The organism is Crossiella sp. SN42, assembly GCF_023897065.1.
GTDB lineage: Bacteria > Actinomycetota > Actinomycetes > Mycobacteriales > Pseudonocardiaceae > Crossiella.
In genome coordinates this window covers 1-16,498 of record NZ_JAMHIV010000035.1, presented here as the reverse complement: position 1 = coordinate 16,498, position 16,498 = coordinate 1, and the positions used below count along the sequence as shown (strand labels likewise).

The window sequence follows — 16,498 nt, the reverse complement described above, 5'->3', positions numbered from 1 at the left end:
GACATGGGTGCGATGAAGCCGTTCACCACGCACACGGGTGTCGGGGTGCCGCTGCGACGGTCCAACGTGGACACCGACCAGATCATCCCCGCGGTGTACCTGAAGCGGGTCACCCGGACCGGGTTCGAGGACGGGCTGTTCGCCGCCTGGCGCAACGACCCGGAGTTCATCCTCAACCAGGAGCCCTACCGGAACGGGTCGGTCTTGGTGGCCGGACCCGACTTCGGCACCGGCTCCTCCCGGGAGCACGCGGTGTGGGCGCTGGGGGATTACGGCTTCCGGGCGGTCATCTCCTCCCGGTTCGCCGACATCTTCCGCGGCAACTCCGGCAAGCAGGGCCTGCTGGCCGCCCAGTGTGAGCAAAGCGACGTCGAGCAGCTGTGGAAGCTGCTGGAGGCGGAGCCGGGCACCGAGGTCACTGTGGACCTGGAGTCGAAGACGGTGCGAGCCAAGGAGTTCCAAGCGCCCTTCCAGGTGGACGACTACACCCGCTGGCGGCTGCTGGAGGGGCTCGACGACATCGGTCTGACCCTGCGACACGCCGAAAGTGTTGATGCGTTCGAAAAATCGCGGCCAAGTTGGCTGCCGAGGACTCTTCCGGCCCGCAGCGGCTGAGGAATCTCACTGCGCCCGACCTGAATCCCCTGGTAGAGAAGGGGATTCAGGTCGGGAAACGGTGGGGCCGGACCCCGCCCATTCCACCGCTCGGCGTACCTCGGACGGGCGGATCACCGCGCGTCGCAATGGATTTTCGGGCGTGGCGCGTGGAAAGTATTGGCGTTTGGCCTTACCGTTGCCTTCTAGTCGGCCTGAGTTGTAGGGCCGTAAGCGTCCTGGGAGGGACTGAAGGTGAACAAGGCCCAGCTCATCGATGCGCTCGCCGAGCGTCTTGGCGACAAGAAGACCGCCGGCACCGCAGTCGACGGCATCGTCGACGTCATCGTCCGCGCTGTCCACAAGGGTGACAAGGTCACCATCACCGGCTTCGGTGTGTTCGAGAAGCGGGCCCGCGCGGCCCGCACCGCTCGCAACCCGCGCACCGGTGAGACCGTGAAGGTCAAGAAGACCAACGTCCCCGCGTTCCGCGCCGGCACCACGTTCAAGAACGTGATCAGCGGCACCACCAAGCTGCCCAAGGCGGTGGCCCCCAAGGCTGCCCCGAAGGCCGCTGCGACCGCGAAGACCGCTGCCGCGGCCAAGACCACGGCCACGCGCACCGCGCGGGCGACCGCCGCCACCAAGGCGCCGGCCACCAAGGCCGCCGCCAAGCCGGCGACCACCCGCAAGACCGCGGCCGCGAAGCCCGCTGCTGCCAAGGCTGCCGCCCCCAAGGCCGCCGCGGCGAAGAAGCCGGCGGCCGCTGCCAAGGCCACCACGGCCAAGGCCACCACCGCCAAGGCAGCCGCCCCCAAGGCTGCCGCGGCGAAGAAGCCGGCGGCCGCGGCAAAGAAGCCCGCTGCCGCCAAGGCGCCGGCCGCCAAGAAGCCGGCCGCTCGCAAGAAGTGAAGCCACGCCTGAGGCGGCCCTGACACCCAGGCCGCTTCGGGAAGGCTGAGAAAAGGCCCCGCCGGGACGCCGGCGGGGCCTTTCTTTTTGTCTTCGCGGTCGAAACGCGGTCAGCGCAGCGGGGGCAACGGGCTTTCGCAGTAGTCGGCGGCCAGCAGGGTGGGAGCGGCCGGGTCCGCGTCGAAGGTGAGGATCCAGATGCTGCCCTTGCGGCTGGGGAACTCGGTCAGCGGCAGCCCGGCCTTGACCGCCAGCCGCTGCACGAGCTCCGGGATGACCCCGCCCTGGCTGGAGACCACCGCCACGCCCTGGCCCGCGGTGATGGCCAGGAAGCGGCGCACGCCCGCGTCCGGGTCCGGCCAGAAGCCCTCCTCGGCCAGCAGCCACTCCTCGGTGATGGCCAGCGGCAGCCGGGCGGCCAACGGCTCCAGGGTCTGCACGCAACGCACCCTGGGCGCCGCGTAGAGCCGCGCCGGGGCGAACGGTGGCAGCCAGGCGGCCAGGCAGCGTGCCTGGTGCAGTCCGGAGGCGGTGAGCGGGCGCAGCTCGTCGGGGCCGTCCCACTTGCCGCGCTTGCCCGCCTTGGCGTGCCGCACCAGCAGCACCGTCCTGGTGCGGGCGGGCAGCTCGGTGAAGGCGTCCAGCACGGTGCGGTCGTGCGGGTAGGAGAGCAGCTCGCGGGCCTGCGCGGGCGGCAGCCAGCGCAGCTCGTCGACCTCCTCGTTGGCGGCGAACTCGCCGGAGACGGCCTCGGCGCTGTAGTAGGTGACCGTCTTCGGCCGCCTGCCACCGTCCTCTGTGGACACCTCGTAGTGCGCGGCGGGCAGCAGCCTGCCCAGCACCGCGCGGTAGCCGGTCTCCTCGGCGATCTCCCGGACCGCGGTCTCCGGCAACGGCTCGCCGGGGTCGACCTTGCCCTTGGGCAGCGACCAGTCGTCGTAGCGCGGCCGGTGCGTGACGGCCACCTCCACCCCCGCGGCGGTCTCCCGCCACAGTGCCGCGCCCGCGGCGTGGATCCGGGTCATGCCTTGGCCCCGTGCCGCCGCAGCATCTCCTCCTGGTGGTCCAGCACCCTGCTGCCGGCCTGCGGCGAGGGACTCCAGTGCCCGTTGGGTTCCAGCTCCCAGCAGCGGGTGGCCGGGTCCATGCAGGAGTCGAACATCACGTCCAGGTCGTGGGTGAGCTTGGGATCGGCCACCCGGACCATCACCTCGATCCGGCGGTCCAGGTTGCGGTGCATCATGTCCGCGCTGCCCACCCAGTGCTCGTCGGCGCCCCGGAAGTGCACCAGCCGCGAGTGCTCCAGGAAGCGGCCGAGGATCGAGCGCACGGTGATGTTCTCGCTCAGGCCGGGCACCTTCGGCTTCAGCGCGCAGATGCCGCGCACCACCACCTCCACCGGCACCCCCGCCTGGGAGGCGCGGTAGAAGGAGTCGATGACCTGTTCGTCCACCAGTGAGTTGACCTTCAGCCGGATCCCGGTCGGCTTGCCCTGGCGGGCCAGCGCGATCTCCCGCTCCACCCGCTCCACGATGCCCCGCCGCACGCCGTAGGGCGCGACCAGCAGGCTGCGGTAGGTGTGCTGGCGGGAGTAGCCAGTGAGCACGTTGAACAGGTCGGTGAGGTCCTGGCCGATCGAGGGTTCGGCGGTGAGCAGGCCGATGTCCTCGTACAGCCTGGCCGTCTTCGGGTTGTAGTTGCCGGTGCCGATGTGGCAGTAGCGGCGGATGGTGGCGCCCTCCTGCCGCACCACCAGCGCGGTCTTGCAGTGCGTCTTCAGGCCCACCAGGCCGTAGACCACGTGCACGCCGGCGCGTTCCAGCTGCCGGGCCCACTTGATGTTGGCCTGCTCGTCGAAGCGGGCCTTCAGCTCCACCAGCGCCACCACCTGTTTGCCCGCCTCGGCCGCGGTGATGAGCGCGTCCACGATCGGCGAGTCACCCGAGGTGCGGTACAGGGTCTGCTTGATGGCCAGCACGTGCGGGTCGGCCGCGGCCTGCTCGATGAAGCGCTGCACGCTGGTGGAGAAGGAGTCGTAAGGGTGGTGCACCAGCACGTCGCCCTCGCGCAGGGTGGCGAACACGCTCTTGGGCGTCTCCCCCTCGCTGAAGGCCGGGTGCGTGGCGGGCACGAAGGGCTTGTCCTTCAGCTCGGGGCGGGCCAAGGCGTAGAGCTGCCACAGGCAGGACAGGTCCAGCAGGCCGGGCACCTCGACCACGTCGTGCGGGTCCACCTCCAGCTCGCGCAGCAGCAGCTCCAGCATGTGCTCGCTCATGGTGTCGGCCACCTCCAGCCGCACCGGCGGGCCGAAGCGGCGGCGGGCCAGTTCCCGTTCCAGCGCCTGCAGCAGGTCCTCGTCCCGGTCCTCCTCGACCTCCAGGTCGGCGTTGCGGGTCACCCGGAACACGTGGTGCTCCAGCACCTCCATGCCCGCGAACAGGTCTGTCAGATGCGCGGAGATGAGCTCTTCCAGCGGCAGGTAGGTCGCGGTGTCGGCGTCCCGGTCCAGCTCCACCCGCACCAGCCTTGGCACGTTGTCCGGCACCTTGACCCTGGCGAAGCGCTCCTGCCCGCCCTGCGGATCCCGCACCGTGACGGCCAGGTTCAGGGACAGGCCGGAGATGTAGGGGAAGGGGTGCGCCGGGTCCACCGCGAGCGGGGTGAGCACCGGGAAGATGTGGTCGCTGAAGTAGTTGGTCAGCCGCAACCGGTCCGGGTCGTCCAGGTCGTCCCAGGCCACGATGCGCACCTGGTACTTCTCCAACTCCGGCTGGATCTGGTCCAGGAAGGTGCGCGAGTGCAGCTCCACCAGGTCCTGCGCGCGGGTGGTGATCCGGGCCAGTTGCTCGCGCGGGGACAGGCCGTCGGCGCTGCGCACGGACAGCCCGGTCTCCTCGCGGCGCTTCAGCCCGGCCACCCGGACCATGTAGAACTCGTCCAGGTTCGAGGCGAAGATGGCCAGGAACTTGGCCCGTTCCAGCAGCGGCTCGGAGACGTCCTCGGCCAGGGCGAGCACCCTGGCGTTGAAGTCCAGCCAGGACAGTTCCCGGTTGAAGTAGCGGTCGTCCGGCAGGTCGGTGATCGTGGGTGGCGCGGTCACCGCGGGCGGCGCGGCCGGGGAAGCCTTGGGCGGCGCGGGCTCGGCGCGCCGGGTGGGTGGGGCAGGCGGTTCGGTGGGCGTGGCCTGGCCCTCGGCCGGGACCGCGGTCTCCGCGGGCGGCTGCGGCGCCGCCTCGGCCGGGGTCGCCGCGGCGGTGGCGCTGGGGGTGCGGCGCTGGGCGGCGGCGGTGCGGCGGGCCGTGGTGGGCTTGGCGGCCGCGGCCTTGGCCGGGGTCTTGGCCGGTGTGGCCGGGGTCTTGCGGGGCGGGGACGGCGTGCGGCGCGTGGTGACCGGTTTGGCCGGGGGCGGCGGCGCGGGCTCGGCCTGCGGGGCGCTCACGGCCGGCTCGGCGGGCGCGGGCTGCTTGCGCCTCCTGGGCTGGCTGGCCGGTGGTGGCTCGGCCGCCTCGGCCGGCTTGCGGGTGCGCCGGGCCGCCGGGGCGGCGGTCTCGGGCGCAGGCGAGTCGGGGGGCGTGGCGGGGGTGGCCCTGCGCCGGGAGGTGGCGGCCTTCGCGGTGGTGTTCCGAGTGGACGGTCGGGGGCGACCCGCCCGTGCCGTCGGTTCGGTCGGCTTGTCCTCACTGCGGTCCGTGCTCACCCAGCCATTGTCGCTGACCGGGACGGTTGTCGCGCCCCGCACGTGGCGGGATCGCCCGCTACGGCGTGAACTTCCGATTAAGCCGGCGGAACCGGTGGGCGTACCGCGACGACCTGGCCGTCCACCCGTTCCAGGGTCACCCGCTGCCCAGGGCGCGGGGCGAGCCAGCCGCCGGCCAGCACCGCGGCGGCCGGGGCGTCCACCAGCAGGCCGTCATCGCGCAGCACGGTGAGCGAGCCGTCGGCGTGCCTGGTGTGCACGGTGGCCTGTTCCGCCATGCCGAACAGCCTACGACTAACGGCTGTTGCCGCTGGCCTGGGCCACTGCGAGGGTGCGAGGACAGCTGTTCAGGAAGAGGGGTTCCGCACGATGAAGACACTCGTGGTGCTGACCGCCGCGCTCGCGACCGCGCTGACCGGGGGTGGATTCGCCGCCGCGAACCCGGCTTCGCCGGTCGCGCCGCCGTCCGCCGCGCAGTCCGCCGCCGAAGACCTGCCAGAGCTGCCCGCCGCCTCGGCCAACGTCGAGGTGGTCGACCGCCTGCCCGAGACCAAGGGCGCGATCTCCATCAACTACTCCACCTACCGCACCGGCTGGCGGCAGCGGGAGGTGATGTTCGTCAGTGGTGAGTTCGGTCTCAAGTCCTACGATGTGTCCAATCCGGACAAGCCGGTGTTCCTGGACCACCTGGAGAACTCGGCGCTGGCGCTGCCCGGCGACGACGTGAGCAAGCGGTTCTGGGAGAACGAGGACGTCGACGTCGACCACAAGCGCAAGCTGGTCTTCATGGCCCGTGAGCGCACCGCGTTCGGGCGCCAGCCCAGCGGGCCGCGGCCGACCGGGGTCTACATCCTGGATGCCAAGGACCCGGCCGACCTCAAGCTGGTCAGCTTCGCCGAGATGGGCACCGGGCACACCACGACCTGCATCAATGACTGCCAGTACCTGTGGACCGCGGGCTACGACGGCACGCCCCCGACCGATCCCGACCTGTACAAGCGGTCCGGGAAGATCTTCGTCACCGACATCAGGGATCCGCGCAACCCCAAGACCGCGACCACCTACGTCGACCTGAACCGCAACCAGGGCAAGACGCACATGACCCACGACGTCCAGGTGGACGCCGCGGGCATCGCCTGGGTCGCGGGCACCGGTGGCACCCGCGGCTACCGCACCTCCGGCTGGCACTTCGACCCGCTGACCAAGAAGTTCCGCGAGGCGACCGCGGTCAACCCGATCCCGTACGCCGGTGGCGGCGTGCCCAGCAAGGACATGCCGACCGCGTTCAGCCACAACTCGATCCGCCCGGTCGGCTCGCGGCTGGCCGACGGCCCCAAGCCCTCGGCCAAGCACCCGGCGGGCAGCCTGCTGCTGCACACCGAGGAGGCCTTCGGCTCGCCGACCTGCGCCAACCAGGGCCGGTTCGTGATCTCCTCGCTGAAGGGCTCCGGCAAGGGCGAGTCCTGGCAGGCCAGTGAGGCCAAGCCGTTCCACCTGGAGACGGTCAGCGTGTGGAGCCCGCACGACCAGGAGGGCACCATCACCGACGCGGGCTGCTCCGCGCACTACTTCGACATCCACGACCGCGTGGTGGCCTACTCCTTCTACGGCCAGGGCACCCGGTTCCTGGACGTCAGCGACCCGGCGCGGCCGTTCCAGATCGCCTACTACCGGCCGGAGGCTGCGGTCTCCTTCTCGCCGTACTGGCACAAGGGCCGGGCCTACATCGCCGACATCGCCCGCGGCGTGGAGATCGTCAAGCTGACCAAGGGCGCGGACCAAGCCCGCGAGGCCGGTCAGGAGGTGGTGCTCAAGACCACCAAGCCGGTCGACGACGCGGTGCTGACCACCACCAACCGCTCCAACCGGCTGCCGCTGGCCCCGGACCCGGACTACGGCTGGGCCTGCCCGATGGTCCTGCGCCGCGGCGGCCAGGGCTGCACCGAGGGCGCGGCCAGCTGCTGCTGAGGCGTCACCACTGACGAGGGCGGTCCCGGCCGGGGCCGCCCTCGCGGCTATGCGGCCGGGGCCAGCAGGCGGGCGGTGTGCTCGCCGAGGCCGAGCGCGGCGGCGGCGACCAGGTCCTCGGCGGTGTCCACGTCGCAGCGCAGCGAGGGCCACGGGCCGAGCAGCTCCGCCGCGCCGGAGGCCGCGTGCGCGGCGGCGGAACCGGGGCCGAAGCGCGGGTCCAGCGGGCCGAGACCGGCCAGCAGCAGCGTGGTGCCGGTGCCCTGCCGGTCCGGCACGAAGGCCCGTTCCGGGGCGGCCGCCAGCGCGGCGTCCAGCTCCTCGGGGCGCAGCGCGGGCAGGTCGGCCTGGAGCGCGCCGATCCGGGCGCCGGGGTGGTCCTGGCGGAGCAGGTCCGCGCCGTAGGCCAGCGCCGCGTTCAGGCCGCCCGGCACGTCCGGCACGGTCTCCACGCCGAGGCCGGTGAGCACCTCGGCCACGTTCGGATCCGAGGTGATGGCCAGCAGGCGGCGCACCCGCTCGGCCGCGCGGGCCGCGGTCATGGTGTCGGTGACCAGGGCAAGGGCCAGGCGTTCATGCGCGGTCCGGTCGCCTGCGCCGTTGTCAGCGGCGCCCAGCAACCTGGACTTGGCCCGGAGCAGCACCTTCACCGGGACCACGAGATCGACACGGTTGGACACCCCACCATCCTCCCAACTGGACCTTCCCCACCCTCGCGGGGAAGACTCGCGGCAGCAAGACGAGGCAACACGGCATCGGTGAGACGAAGGAGACATCAGGGTGGCCAAGAAGGAGAAGGGCGGCTTCTGGGTCGGGCTGGCCGCGGCGATCTTCTTCCCGCTGACCAGGATCCTGGCCAGGCGGAAGTTCGTCGGACTCGAGCACATCCCGTTCGACAAGCCGGTGCTGGTGGTGGCCAACCACATCTCCTACCTGGACCCGGTCTACACCGCGGTGTTCGTGCGCTGCGCCCGCCGGGTGCCCCGGTTCCTGGCCAAGGCCAGCCTGTGGAAGGTCCCGGTGCTCGGCGCGATCCTCAAGGGCTCCGGCCAGATCCCGGTGCACCGCGGCTCGGTGGACGCCCGCCGCAGCCTGCAGTCCGGACTGGAGGCCCTGGGCGAGGGCAAGGTGGTGGTGATCTACCCGGAGGGCACCATCACCCGTGACCCCGAGGTCTGGCCGATGCACTCGCACGTCGGCGTCGGGCGGCTCGCGGTGGACCGCTGCCTCAACGGCGAGGCGGTCTGCGTGCCGGTGGTGCACTGGAACACCCACCTGGTCTTCGACCGGTACAAGAAGAAGCTGAGCCTGTTCCCGCGCAAGACCGTCACGGTGAAGGCCGGTCCGCCGCTGGACCTGTCCCGTTACCAGGGCCGCGAGGTGGATGGGGACCTGCTGCGCGAGGTGACCGACCACCTGATGGGCGAGGTGCGCTCGCTGCTGGCCGAGGTGCGCGGGGAGACCGCGCCGACGGAGTTCTACACCGTGCGCAAGAAGAAGGACGACGAGCCCCAGGACGGCGAGAAGTGATGCCGCAGCGGATCGCGGTGCTCGGCGCCGGATCCTGGGGCACCACCTTCGCCAAGGTGCTCGCCGACGCCGGCCGGGACGTGGTGCTGTGGGCCCGCCGCCCCGAGGTGGCCGCGGCCATCACCGAGCGCGGTGAGAACCCCGACTACCTGCCCGGCATCCCGTTGCCCGCCACGCTGCGCTCCACTGTGGACCCGCTGGCCGCGCTGAACGGCGCGCAGGCGGTGGTGCTGGCGGTGCCCAGCCAGACCCTGCGGGAGAACCTGGCGGGCTGGCGGCCCGCGCTGCCGCCGGGCGCGACCCTGGTGAGCCTGGCCAAGGGCGTGGAACTGGGCACGCTCAAGCGGATGAGCGAGGTGGTGGCCGAGGTCGCGCAGGTGCCCGCCTCGCAGGTCGCGGTGGTGTCCGGACCGAACCTGGCCCGTGAGATCGCCGCCGAGCAGCCCACCGCGAGCGTGGTGGCCTGCCCGGACGCCGAGCGCGCGGTGGCCTTCCAGCGGGCCTGCTTCACCAACTACTTCCGCTCCTACACCAACACCGACGTGGTGGGCTGCGAGCTGGGCGGCGCGTGCAAGAACGTGATCGCGCTGGCCTGCGGCATGGCGGGCGGTCTGGGCTACGGCGACAACACGATGGCCGCGCTGATCACCCGCGGCCTGGCCGAGACCGCGCGGCTGGGCCTGGCGCTGGGCGCGGACCCGCTCACCTTCTCCGGCCTGGCCGGGCTCGGCGACCTGGTCGCCACCTGCGCCTCCCCGCTGTCCCGCAACCGTTCCTTCGGCGACCGGCTGGGCAGGGGCGAGACCCTGGTCCAGGCACAGGAGGCCACTCATGGACAGGTCGCCGAGGGCGTGAAGTCCTGCTCCTCGATCCGCGAGCTGGCCGCGCGGCACGGGGTGGACATGCCGATCACCGATGGCGTGTACCGGGTCTGCCACCAGGGCCTGGAACCGCTGAAGATGGCAGCCGAGTTGCTGGGCCGGGCGCAGAAGGACGAACGCCAGTGAATGAAGAGTGGGGGGACGGGACCCGCTGTGTGCACGCGGGTGTGCCGACGCCGGTGCCGGGTCAGCCGTTGGTGCCGGGACCGGTGTTCTCCTCGGTCTACCACCTGCCGGACACCCCGTCCGGCAACACCTACGGCCGCGCGGAGAACCCGACCTGGGAGCTGCTGGAGGAGGCCATCGGCGCGCTGGACGGCGGCCGCAGCCTGGTCTACCCCTCGGGCATGGCCGCCATCGCCGGACTGCTGCGCGCCACCCTGCGCTCGGGCGACACGGTGGTCCTGCCCGCCGACGGCTACTACGCCACCCGGCAGTTGGTGCACTCGGAGCTGGCCCAGTTCGGCGTGCGGGTGCGCGAGGTGGCCACGCCGGGACCGTGGCCGGCCGAGGTGTTCGAGGGCGTGCGGCTGGTGCTGCTGGAGACCCCGTCCAACCCGCTGCTGGACGTCTGCGACCTGCGCGTGCTCAGCGACCTGGCGCACGAGACCGGCGCGGTCGTGGCCGTGGACAACACCACCGCCACCCCGCTCGGCCAGCGCCCGCTGGAGCTGGGCGCGGACGTGGTGGTGGCCAGCGACACCAAGGCGCTGTCCGGGCACAGCGACCTGCTGCTGGGCCACCTCTCCACCAACGACCCCGAGCTGTACGCCCGGCTGGCCCAGGGCCGCAAGCTCAGCGGCGCGATCCCGGGCCCGTTCGAGACCTGGCTGGCCCACCGCGGCCTGGGCACCCTGGACCTCCGGCTGCGCAGGCAGGCCGACAACGCCCACGCGATCGCGACCGCGCTGCGCGCGCACCCGGCGATCACCGACCTGCGCTGGCCCGGACTGCCCGAGGACCCCGCGCACGAGATCGCCAAGCGGCAGATGAGCCGGTTCGGCGGCGTGCTCCGGTTCACCTTGCCGGACAAGGAGACCGTGCACCGGTTCCTGGCCGCCAGCGAGCTGGTCTCGGCCACCACCAGCTTCGGCGGCCTGCACACTACCGCGGACCGGCGCGCCCAGTGGGGCGACGCCGTGCCCGAGGGGTTCGTGCGGCTGTCCGCGGGGTGCGAGGACACCGCGGATCTGGTCACCGACATCGTGGTGGCGCTGGAGATGGCGACCAGCTAGGTCGTGTCCGCTCCGCGGACACGACCTTGATCCTTTGTGGAGGATCAGGCCAGCTTCGTGGCGAACGCCTTCGCGGTGTCCACAGTGGACTGCGGGTTCTGTCCGGTGACCAGGTTGCCGTCCACCACAACGTTGTTGCTCCACGGCTCGCCCGCCTCGACCACCGCGCCGCGCTCGCGCAGCGCGCTCTCCAGCCACCACGGGGTGCGCTCGCCGAGGACCTGCCGCTCCTCGGCGTCGGTGAACACGGTCAGCCGCCGCCCGGCGAAGGCCTCGCCCGCGCTGAGCAGTCCGGCCAGGCCGTGGCAGAGCGCGCCGATCGGCTTGTCCGCGGCCAGCGCCTGGGTCAGCAGCGCGCCAAGGTGGCTGTCGGCGGCCAGGTCGGTCATCGGGCCGTGGCCGCCGGGCAGGTAGATCGCGTCGTAGTCCGCCAGGGACACCGCGGCCAGGTCCAGTGGCTTGGTCAGCGCCTCGCCGAGGCCGTCCAGGTAGGCCACCAGCTCCTCTTGGCCGTCCTTGCTGCCGGGGTCGGCGGTCGGGGTGACGCCGCCGGGGGTGGCGATGTCCACCTCGATCCCGGCCGCGCGGAACACCCGGTGCGAGGCGGCGGCCTCCTCCACCCAGTAGCCGGTGGGGTGCGCGGAGCCGTCGGCGAGGGTGAGGGTGTCGGCGCCGGTCAGCACCATCAGGATCTTCTTCGTCATGCCCGCCAAGTTAGGCCCGGAGCGCCTGCTCGCGCATGCTGTCGCCATCACGAAACTTATGGCTGGAGGAGCCGTGCCCGAACTGGACCTGCTGGCCACCTTCCTGGAGATCCACCGCACCGGTTCGTTGACCGCGGCCGCCGCCCGGCGCGGCCTGTCCCAGCCCGCGGTCAGCGGGCAGCTGGCCCGGCTGGAGCGGCAGCTCGGCGAGCAGCTGTTCGAGCGGACCAACCAGGGCGTGCGGGCCACGGCCAGGGCGGACACCCTGGCCAGCCAGATCGCGCCGCACGTGGACAAGCTGCGCGGCGCCTTCGACCCGGCCGACGAGGCCTGCCTGGCCCGGCACGGCCTGCTCCGGCTGGGCGGACCGGCCGAGCTGACCACGTTGCGGGTGCTGCCCGCGCTGGTCCCGCTGACCACTCGCGGCCTGCGGCTGCGGGTGCAGTTCGGGCTGGCCGCCGACCTGCTCACCGCGCTGCTGGAGGAACGCCTGGACCTGGTGGTCTCGGCGGTCCGGCCGACCCAGCGCGGCCTGGCCGCGACCCCGTTCGTGGACGAGGAGTTCCTGCTGGTGGGCCCGCCCGCGCTGGCCAGGACGGTGCGCGCGGAGGCGCTGGCGCAGGACCCGGTGCGCGCGCTGGCGCACCTGCCGCTGGTCGCCTACGCCGAGGAACTGCCGATCATCCGCCGGTACTGGCGCAGTGCCTTCGGCAGGCGGCCGCCGAACGAGCTGGCCGTGGTGGTGCCCGACCTGCGCGCGGTGCTCACCGCGGTGGTCGCCGGGATGGGCGTCTCGGTGCTGCCCAGGTACGTGGCCGAGCCCGCGCTGGCCGCCGGGTCGGTGGAGCTGCTGCACGAGCCGGAGGTGCCGCCGCTGAACACCGGGTTCCTGGCCACCAGGGTGGGCGGGCTGGCCGACCCGGTGGTGGCGCTGGCCTACCGGCAGCTACTCGACCGGGCGAAACTGTGGCCCACCCTGTGAGATCCCGTCGTTCGGCTTGACCCCGCTCCGGCCCTGCTGGTTCCATTCTCCGCGTGACCAGTCGCGCATCCTCGCACCGGAGGGGTCCCATCGACCTCCTGCGGGTAGCCAGCGCGCTCTGTCCTTCCTGCTGAAAGACCCCGCCGCAGTGCACTTCTCGGCGTGATCGCGGCCGTCTGCCGCCCGCCGACCACCCTCAGCTCGAAGGATCTCGTCGTGTTCGCTGTTCCGCCCAACACCGTTGCCCTTGACGCCACCCGCGCCGCCGCGCACCCGGCCCGCATCGCCATGAACGTGGCCGCCGACCGCTCCCGCTGGGGACACCAGCTCCGCTACGACCCCATCGAGCGCTACACCGCGCTGCTGGAGCGCACCGACTACCACGAGATCTGGCTGATGAGCTGGCTGCCCGGCCAGCGCACCGAGCTGCACGACCACGGCGGCACGAGCGGCGCCTTCACCGTGGTCACCGGGGTGCTCGCGGAGCGGGTCGCCCGGCTCGGCGAGAACGGCCGCCCAGTGGAGCTGGTGCACGCCCTCACCGCCGGTCAGACCAGGGTCTTCGGCCCGCAGTACGTGCACCAGGTGATCAACGACGGGCCCGATCCCGCGGTGAGCGTCCACGTCTTCGACGGCCGGCGCCGGGACATGCCGCGCTACCGGATGGACTACGCGATCGGCCCGGTCCGGGACTGAACGTGCGCCGGGGGCACGGCATCCGGTGACAGCAGCGGGCAGGGCTCCGGCTCGCCCCAGGCGCGGCGCAGCGGCAGCACACCGGCCCACACCCCCGGCGTGCCCAGGTCGGCCTCGTCGTCGCCGGGCGGGCCGGAGCGCATCTTCACCGCGGCCTCGCCCAGGTCCAGCGCGAGCACCGTGGTGGCGGCCAGCTCCCGGCGGTTCGGCAGGCGGGCGTGGTCCCAGGAGCCGGGGGCGACCTGCTCGGTGAGCGTGCGCAGGCCGTGCAGCCGGGCCTGGTCCCCGGTCACCGGCACCGCGCGACCGTGGATCACCGCGCTGCGGTAGTTGACCGAGAAGTGGAACACCGAGCGGGCGTAGACGATGCCGTCCAGCTCGGTCACGGTCACGCACACCTCGGTGCCCTCAGCCGCGCGCAGGCTGGCCGCGCCGGAGGATCCGTGCAGGTAGAGGGTGTCGCCGTCGCGGCCGTAGCAGGTGGGCAGCACCAGCGGCGCGCCGTCGAGCACCACGCCGAGGTGGCACAACATGCCGCCGTCGAGCAGGGCGTGCAGCTCGGCGCGGTCGGTGCGGGCTCGCTCCTTGCCGCGGCGGATGGTGCTGCGGCCGGTCGGGGACAGCGCGTCAGTGGTCACGGCACCTAGTATTCGAGGCGTAACTGGCATGCTCACAGTGCCAATACCGGGTGAACCTGAGAGGCCACTCACCGTGCTCGACTCCGCGCTGCCCGCCGAACTGCCCATCGTGCTGGACCGGGGCAACGGCACCCCGCTGGCCGTGCAGCTGGCCGACGCGCTGCGCAGGGCCGCGGCCACCGGCCAGCTCCGGCACGGCGACCGGCTGCCCTCCACCCGCGCGCTGGCCGGCCGCCTCCAGGTCAGCCGCACGGTCACCGCGGCCGCCTACGAGCAGCTGCACGCCGAGGGCTGGATCGGCGGCCGCCGCGGCTCCGGCACCTACGTCACCACCACCCCGCCCGCGGTCACCCCCAGCGCGGGCCCGGCCAGAGCGGCCGAGGCCGAGGACGCCGGCCTGATCGACCTGGTGCCGGGCGCCTCGCTGGCCGGTGGCGTGGACCGGGCGGCCTGGCGCCGCGCCTGGCGAGCCGCCGGGGATGTGCCGGTCATGCCGCGCCCGGAACGCGCGGGCCTGCTCGCCTACCGGGAGATCGTGGCCGAGCACCTGCTCCGGCACCGCGGCCTGGTGGTCGGCGCGGGCGACGCCCCCGCCGAGGCGGTGCTGGCCACCCTGGGCACCTCGGCCGCGGTCACCGAGCTGGCCGGCGCGCTGTTCTCGCCGGGTGACACGGTGGCCATCGAGGAACCCGGCTACCAGCGCGCGGTCGGCGCGCTGCGCGCCGCGGGCATGCGGGTGGTCCCGGCCGAGGTGGACGCCGACGGCCTGGTGGTGGACGCGCTGCCCAGCGGCATCCGCGCGGTCTACTGCTCGCCCGCGCACCAGTACCCGCTGGGCGGACGGCTGCCGGCCGCGCGCCGGGTGGAGCTGGTCCGGCGGGCGCGGGCGGAGGGCTGGCTGGTCATCGAGGACGACTACGACGGCGAGCTGCGCTACGACGTGGCCCCGCTGCCGCTGCTGGCCGCGCTGGCCCCGGACGTGGTGGTGCACCTGGGCACCACCAGCAAGATCCTCTCCGCCGGCCTGGGCGTCGGCTGGATGGTGGCCCCGCCCGAGGTGGCCCGCGCGGTGCTGGACCACCGCAACCTGTGCGGCATCTGCCCGGCCGCGGCCGGCCAGCAGGTCATGGTCCAGCTCGCCCGCAACGGCGACCTCGGCCGCCACCTCCGCCGCCTGCGCCGGGAGCTGGCCGAGCGGCGCGAGCTGGTGGTCTCCGCACTCTCCGTGGCCGGCGCGCCGATCTTCGGCGACTCCGCGGGCGGTCACGTGGTGGTGCTGCTGGACTCCCTGGACACCGAGCGCGCGGTGCTCGCGGCGGCCCGCACCCGCGGCCTGGCCCTGGACGGCCTGGCCCGCCACCACCAGGCCACCCCGCGCTGGCACGGCCTGGCCGTCGGCTACACCAACTGCACCCGCGCCCAGCTCACCACCGCCCTGCCCACCCTGGTCGACCTGCTCAGTCAGCCGCACGCGATGTGGGCGGATCGGTCGCCCTGAGTGCGCGGGTAGGGTCGGGGCCCATGACGCAGCGCAAGACCAGGGTTGCGGTCGTCTTCGGCGGCCGCAGCACTGAGCACACCATCTCCTGTGTGTCCGCGGGCAGCATCCTGACCCACCTGGACCGGGACCGGTTCGAGGTCATCCCGGTGGGCATCTCCCGGGACGGCGCCTGGGTGCTCGGCGCCAGCGACCCCACGGCGCTGGAGATCAAGGGCCGGGTGCTGCCCGAGGTGGACGGCTCCAGCGGCGCGCTCGCCCTGCCCGCCGACCCCACTCGCCCTGAGCTGGTGCACCTGTCCGCGGACCGGGCCGGCGAGGTGCTCAGCGCGGTCGACGTGGTCTTCCCGGTGCTGCACGGGGCCTACGGCGAGGACGGCACCATCCAGGGCCTGCTGGAGATGGCCGGGCTGCCCTACGTCGGCGCGGGCGTGCTGGCCAGCGCGACGGGCATGGACAAGGAGTTCGCCAAGAAGCTGCTCGCCGCCGAGGGGCTGCGCAACGGCGAGTACGTGGTGCTGCGCCGCGGCGACAAGACCCTGACCGAGGAACAGCGGGAGCGGCTCGGGCTGCCGGTGTTCGTCAAGCCGGCCCGCGCGGGCTCCTCCATCGGCGTGTCCAAGGTCAGCGACTGGGAGGAGCTGGAGGCGGCCATCGCGCTGGCTCGGGAGACCGACCCCAAGGTGCTGGTGGAGGCCGGGATCGCGGGCCGCGAGATCGAGTGCGGCGTGCTGGAGTTCCCGGACGGCCGGGTGGAGGCGTCCCTGCCCTCGGAGATCCGGGTGGTCGGCGACGTGGAGTTCTACGACTTCGAGTCCAAGTACATCGACGCGGACAAGGCGTGCGAGTTCGACTTCCCGGCCAAGGTCGACGACGAGGTCTGCGAGGAGATCCGCCGCCAGTCGGTGGCCGCCTTCCACGCGCTGGACTGCCAGGGCCTGGCCAGGGTGGACTTCTTCCTCACCGAGGACAACCAGCTGATCGTCAACGAGGTCAACACGATGCCGGGCTTCACCCCGGTCTCGCAGTACCCGCGGATGTGGGCGGTCACCGGCGTGGACTACCCGACCCTGCTGAGCACCCTGATCGACACCGCGATCGCGCGCGGCACCGGCTTGCGCTGACGGATAGGCCGTGTCGTCAAAGCCCCGCCCGCGGTAGCC

At 72.7% G+C, this 16,498-nt stretch carries 16 protein-coding genes; 10 read left to right on the top strand and 6 right to left on the bottom strand.

The window, feature by feature from the left end; all coding sequences use genetic code 11:
* Positions 1–12: 12 nt before the first annotated feature.
* Positions 13–615 (top strand): 3-isopropylmalate dehydratase small subunit, encoded by a 603-nt coding sequence (leuD, locus tag M8C13_RS34405; RefSeq protein ID WP_252485050.1) that lies wholly within the window; start codon positions 13–15, stop codon positions 613–615.
* A gap of 234 nt (positions 616–849) precedes the next feature.
* On the top strand, positions 850–1,506 hold the full coding sequence (locus M8C13_RS34400; RefSeq protein ID WP_252484960.1) for an HU family DNA-binding protein: 657 nt from the start codon (positions 850–852) through the stop codon (positions 1,504–1,506).
* A 110-nt stretch (positions 1,507–1,616) separates the two neighbouring features.
* Here the strand turns inward: M8C13_RS34400 and M8C13_RS34395 are convergent, their stop codons facing one another.
* The 3 genes from M8C13_RS34395 to M8C13_RS34385 all read right to left on the bottom strand — a co-directional run bounded on the left by M8C13_RS34395 (position 1,617) and on the right by M8C13_RS34385 (position 5,481).
* Complete coding sequence (locus tag M8C13_RS34395; RefSeq protein WP_252484959.1) at positions 1,617–2,531, bottom strand: NUDIX hydrolase; 915 nt, start codon at positions 2,529–2,531, stop codon at positions 1,617–1,619.
* Complete coding sequence (locus M8C13_RS34390) at positions 2,528–5,203, bottom strand: RNA degradosome polyphosphate kinase (RefSeq protein ID WP_374213252.1); 2,676 nt, start codon at positions 5,201–5,203, stop codon at positions 2,528–2,530. Before M8C13_RS34390 ends, M8C13_RS34395 begins: the two co-directional genes overlap by 4 nt.
* Positions 5,204–5,280: 77 nt before the next feature.
* Positions 5,281–5,481, bottom strand: a complete 201-nt coding sequence (locus M8C13_RS34385; protein WP_252484958.1) for a hypothetical protein — start codon at positions 5,479–5,481, stop codon at positions 5,281–5,283.
* Positions 5,482–5,572: 91 nt separating this feature from the next.
* Between M8C13_RS34385 and M8C13_RS34380 the strand changes: the two genes are divergently transcribed.
* The gene (locus M8C13_RS34380) at positions 5,573–7,171 is read left to right on the top strand and encodes a hypothetical protein (RefSeq protein ID WP_252484957.1); all 1,599 of its coding nucleotides are present in this window, start codon (positions 5,573–5,575) and stop codon (positions 7,169–7,171) included.
* Between the two features lie 47 nt (positions 7,172–7,218).
* Here the strand turns inward: M8C13_RS34380 and cofC are convergent, their stop codons facing one another.
* The gene (gene cofC, locus M8C13_RS34375) at positions 7,219–7,851 is read right to left on the bottom strand and encodes a 2-phospho-L-lactate guanylyltransferase (protein ID WP_252484956.1); all 633 of its coding nucleotides are present in this window, start codon (positions 7,849–7,851) and stop codon (positions 7,219–7,221) included.
* A gap of 100 nt (positions 7,852–7,951) precedes the next feature.
* Between cofC and M8C13_RS34370 the strand changes: the two genes are divergently transcribed.
* Genes M8C13_RS34370 through M8C13_RS34360 form a run of 3 tightly spaced genes read left to right on the top strand, consistent with a single transcriptional unit; the run spans position 7,952 to position 10,817 of the window.
* Positions 7,952–8,701: a 1-acyl-sn-glycerol-3-phosphate acyltransferase gene (locus tag M8C13_RS34370; RefSeq protein WP_252484955.1), complete on the top strand. Its 750-nt coding sequence runs from the start codon at positions 7,952–7,954 to the stop codon at positions 8,699–8,701.
* A complete protein-coding gene (locus M8C13_RS34365; RefSeq protein ID WP_252484954.1) occupies positions 8,701–9,708 on the top strand; it encodes an NAD(P)H-dependent glycerol-3-phosphate dehydrogenase in 1,008 nt (335 codons plus the stop codon). Before M8C13_RS34370 ends, M8C13_RS34365 begins: the two co-directional genes overlap by 1 nt.
* A complete protein-coding gene (locus M8C13_RS34360; RefSeq protein ID WP_252484953.1) occupies positions 9,705–10,817 on the top strand; it encodes a cystathionine gamma-lyase in 1,113 nt (370 codons plus the stop codon). The genes M8C13_RS34365 and M8C13_RS34360 overlap by 4 nt, the downstream gene beginning before the upstream one ends.
* 44 nt (positions 10,818–10,861) lie before the next feature.
* Here M8C13_RS34360 and M8C13_RS34355 read toward each other — a convergent pair whose 3' ends face one another.
* Positions 10,862–11,521: a type 1 glutamine amidotransferase domain-containing protein gene (locus M8C13_RS34355; protein ID WP_252484952.1), complete on the bottom strand. Its 660-nt coding sequence runs from the start codon at positions 11,519–11,521 to the stop codon at positions 10,862–10,864.
* A gap of 73 nt (positions 11,522–11,594) precedes the next feature.
* On the opposite strand from M8C13_RS34355, the gene M8C13_RS34350 reads away from it, so the two are divergent.
* Both M8C13_RS34350 and M8C13_RS34345 read left to right on the top strand, forming a co-directional pair.
* The gene (locus M8C13_RS34350) at positions 11,595–12,503 is read left to right on the top strand and encodes a LysR family transcriptional regulator (RefSeq protein ID WP_252484951.1); all 909 of its coding nucleotides are present in this window, start codon (positions 11,595–11,597) and stop codon (positions 12,501–12,503) included.
* Positions 12,504–12,719: 216 nt separating this feature from the next.
* Positions 12,720–13,199: a cysteine dioxygenase family protein gene (locus M8C13_RS34345; protein WP_252484950.1), complete on the top strand. Its 480-nt coding sequence runs from the start codon at positions 12,720–12,722 to the stop codon at positions 13,197–13,199.
* On the opposite strand, the gene M8C13_RS34340 is transcribed toward M8C13_RS34345, so the two are convergent.
* Positions 13,172–13,867 carry a pyridoxamine 5'-phosphate oxidase family protein gene (locus M8C13_RS34340; protein WP_374213256.1) on the bottom strand — a complete coding sequence of 232 codons (696 nt, stop codon included), beginning with the start codon at positions 13,865–13,867 and terminating at the stop codon, positions 13,172–13,174. The two genes, M8C13_RS34345 and M8C13_RS34340, sit on opposite strands and share 28 nt — an antisense overlap.
* On the opposite strand from M8C13_RS34340, the gene M8C13_RS34335 reads away from it, so the two are divergent.
* Together M8C13_RS34335 and M8C13_RS34330 are read left to right on the top strand one after the other, a co-directional pair.
* Positions 13,866–15,335 (top strand): PLP-dependent aminotransferase family protein, encoded by a 1,470-nt coding sequence (locus tag M8C13_RS34335; RefSeq protein ID WP_252484948.1) that lies wholly within the window; start codon positions 13,866–13,868, stop codon positions 15,333–15,335. The two genes, M8C13_RS34340 and M8C13_RS34335, sit on opposite strands and share 2 nt — an antisense overlap.
* Before the next feature lie 23 nt (positions 15,336–15,358).
* Positions 15,359–16,459 (top strand): D-alanine--D-alanine ligase family protein, encoded by a 1,101-nt coding sequence (locus tag M8C13_RS34330; protein ID WP_252484947.1) that lies wholly within the window; start codon positions 15,359–15,361, stop codon positions 16,457–16,459.
* Positions 16,460–16,498 lie beyond the last annotated feature (39 nt).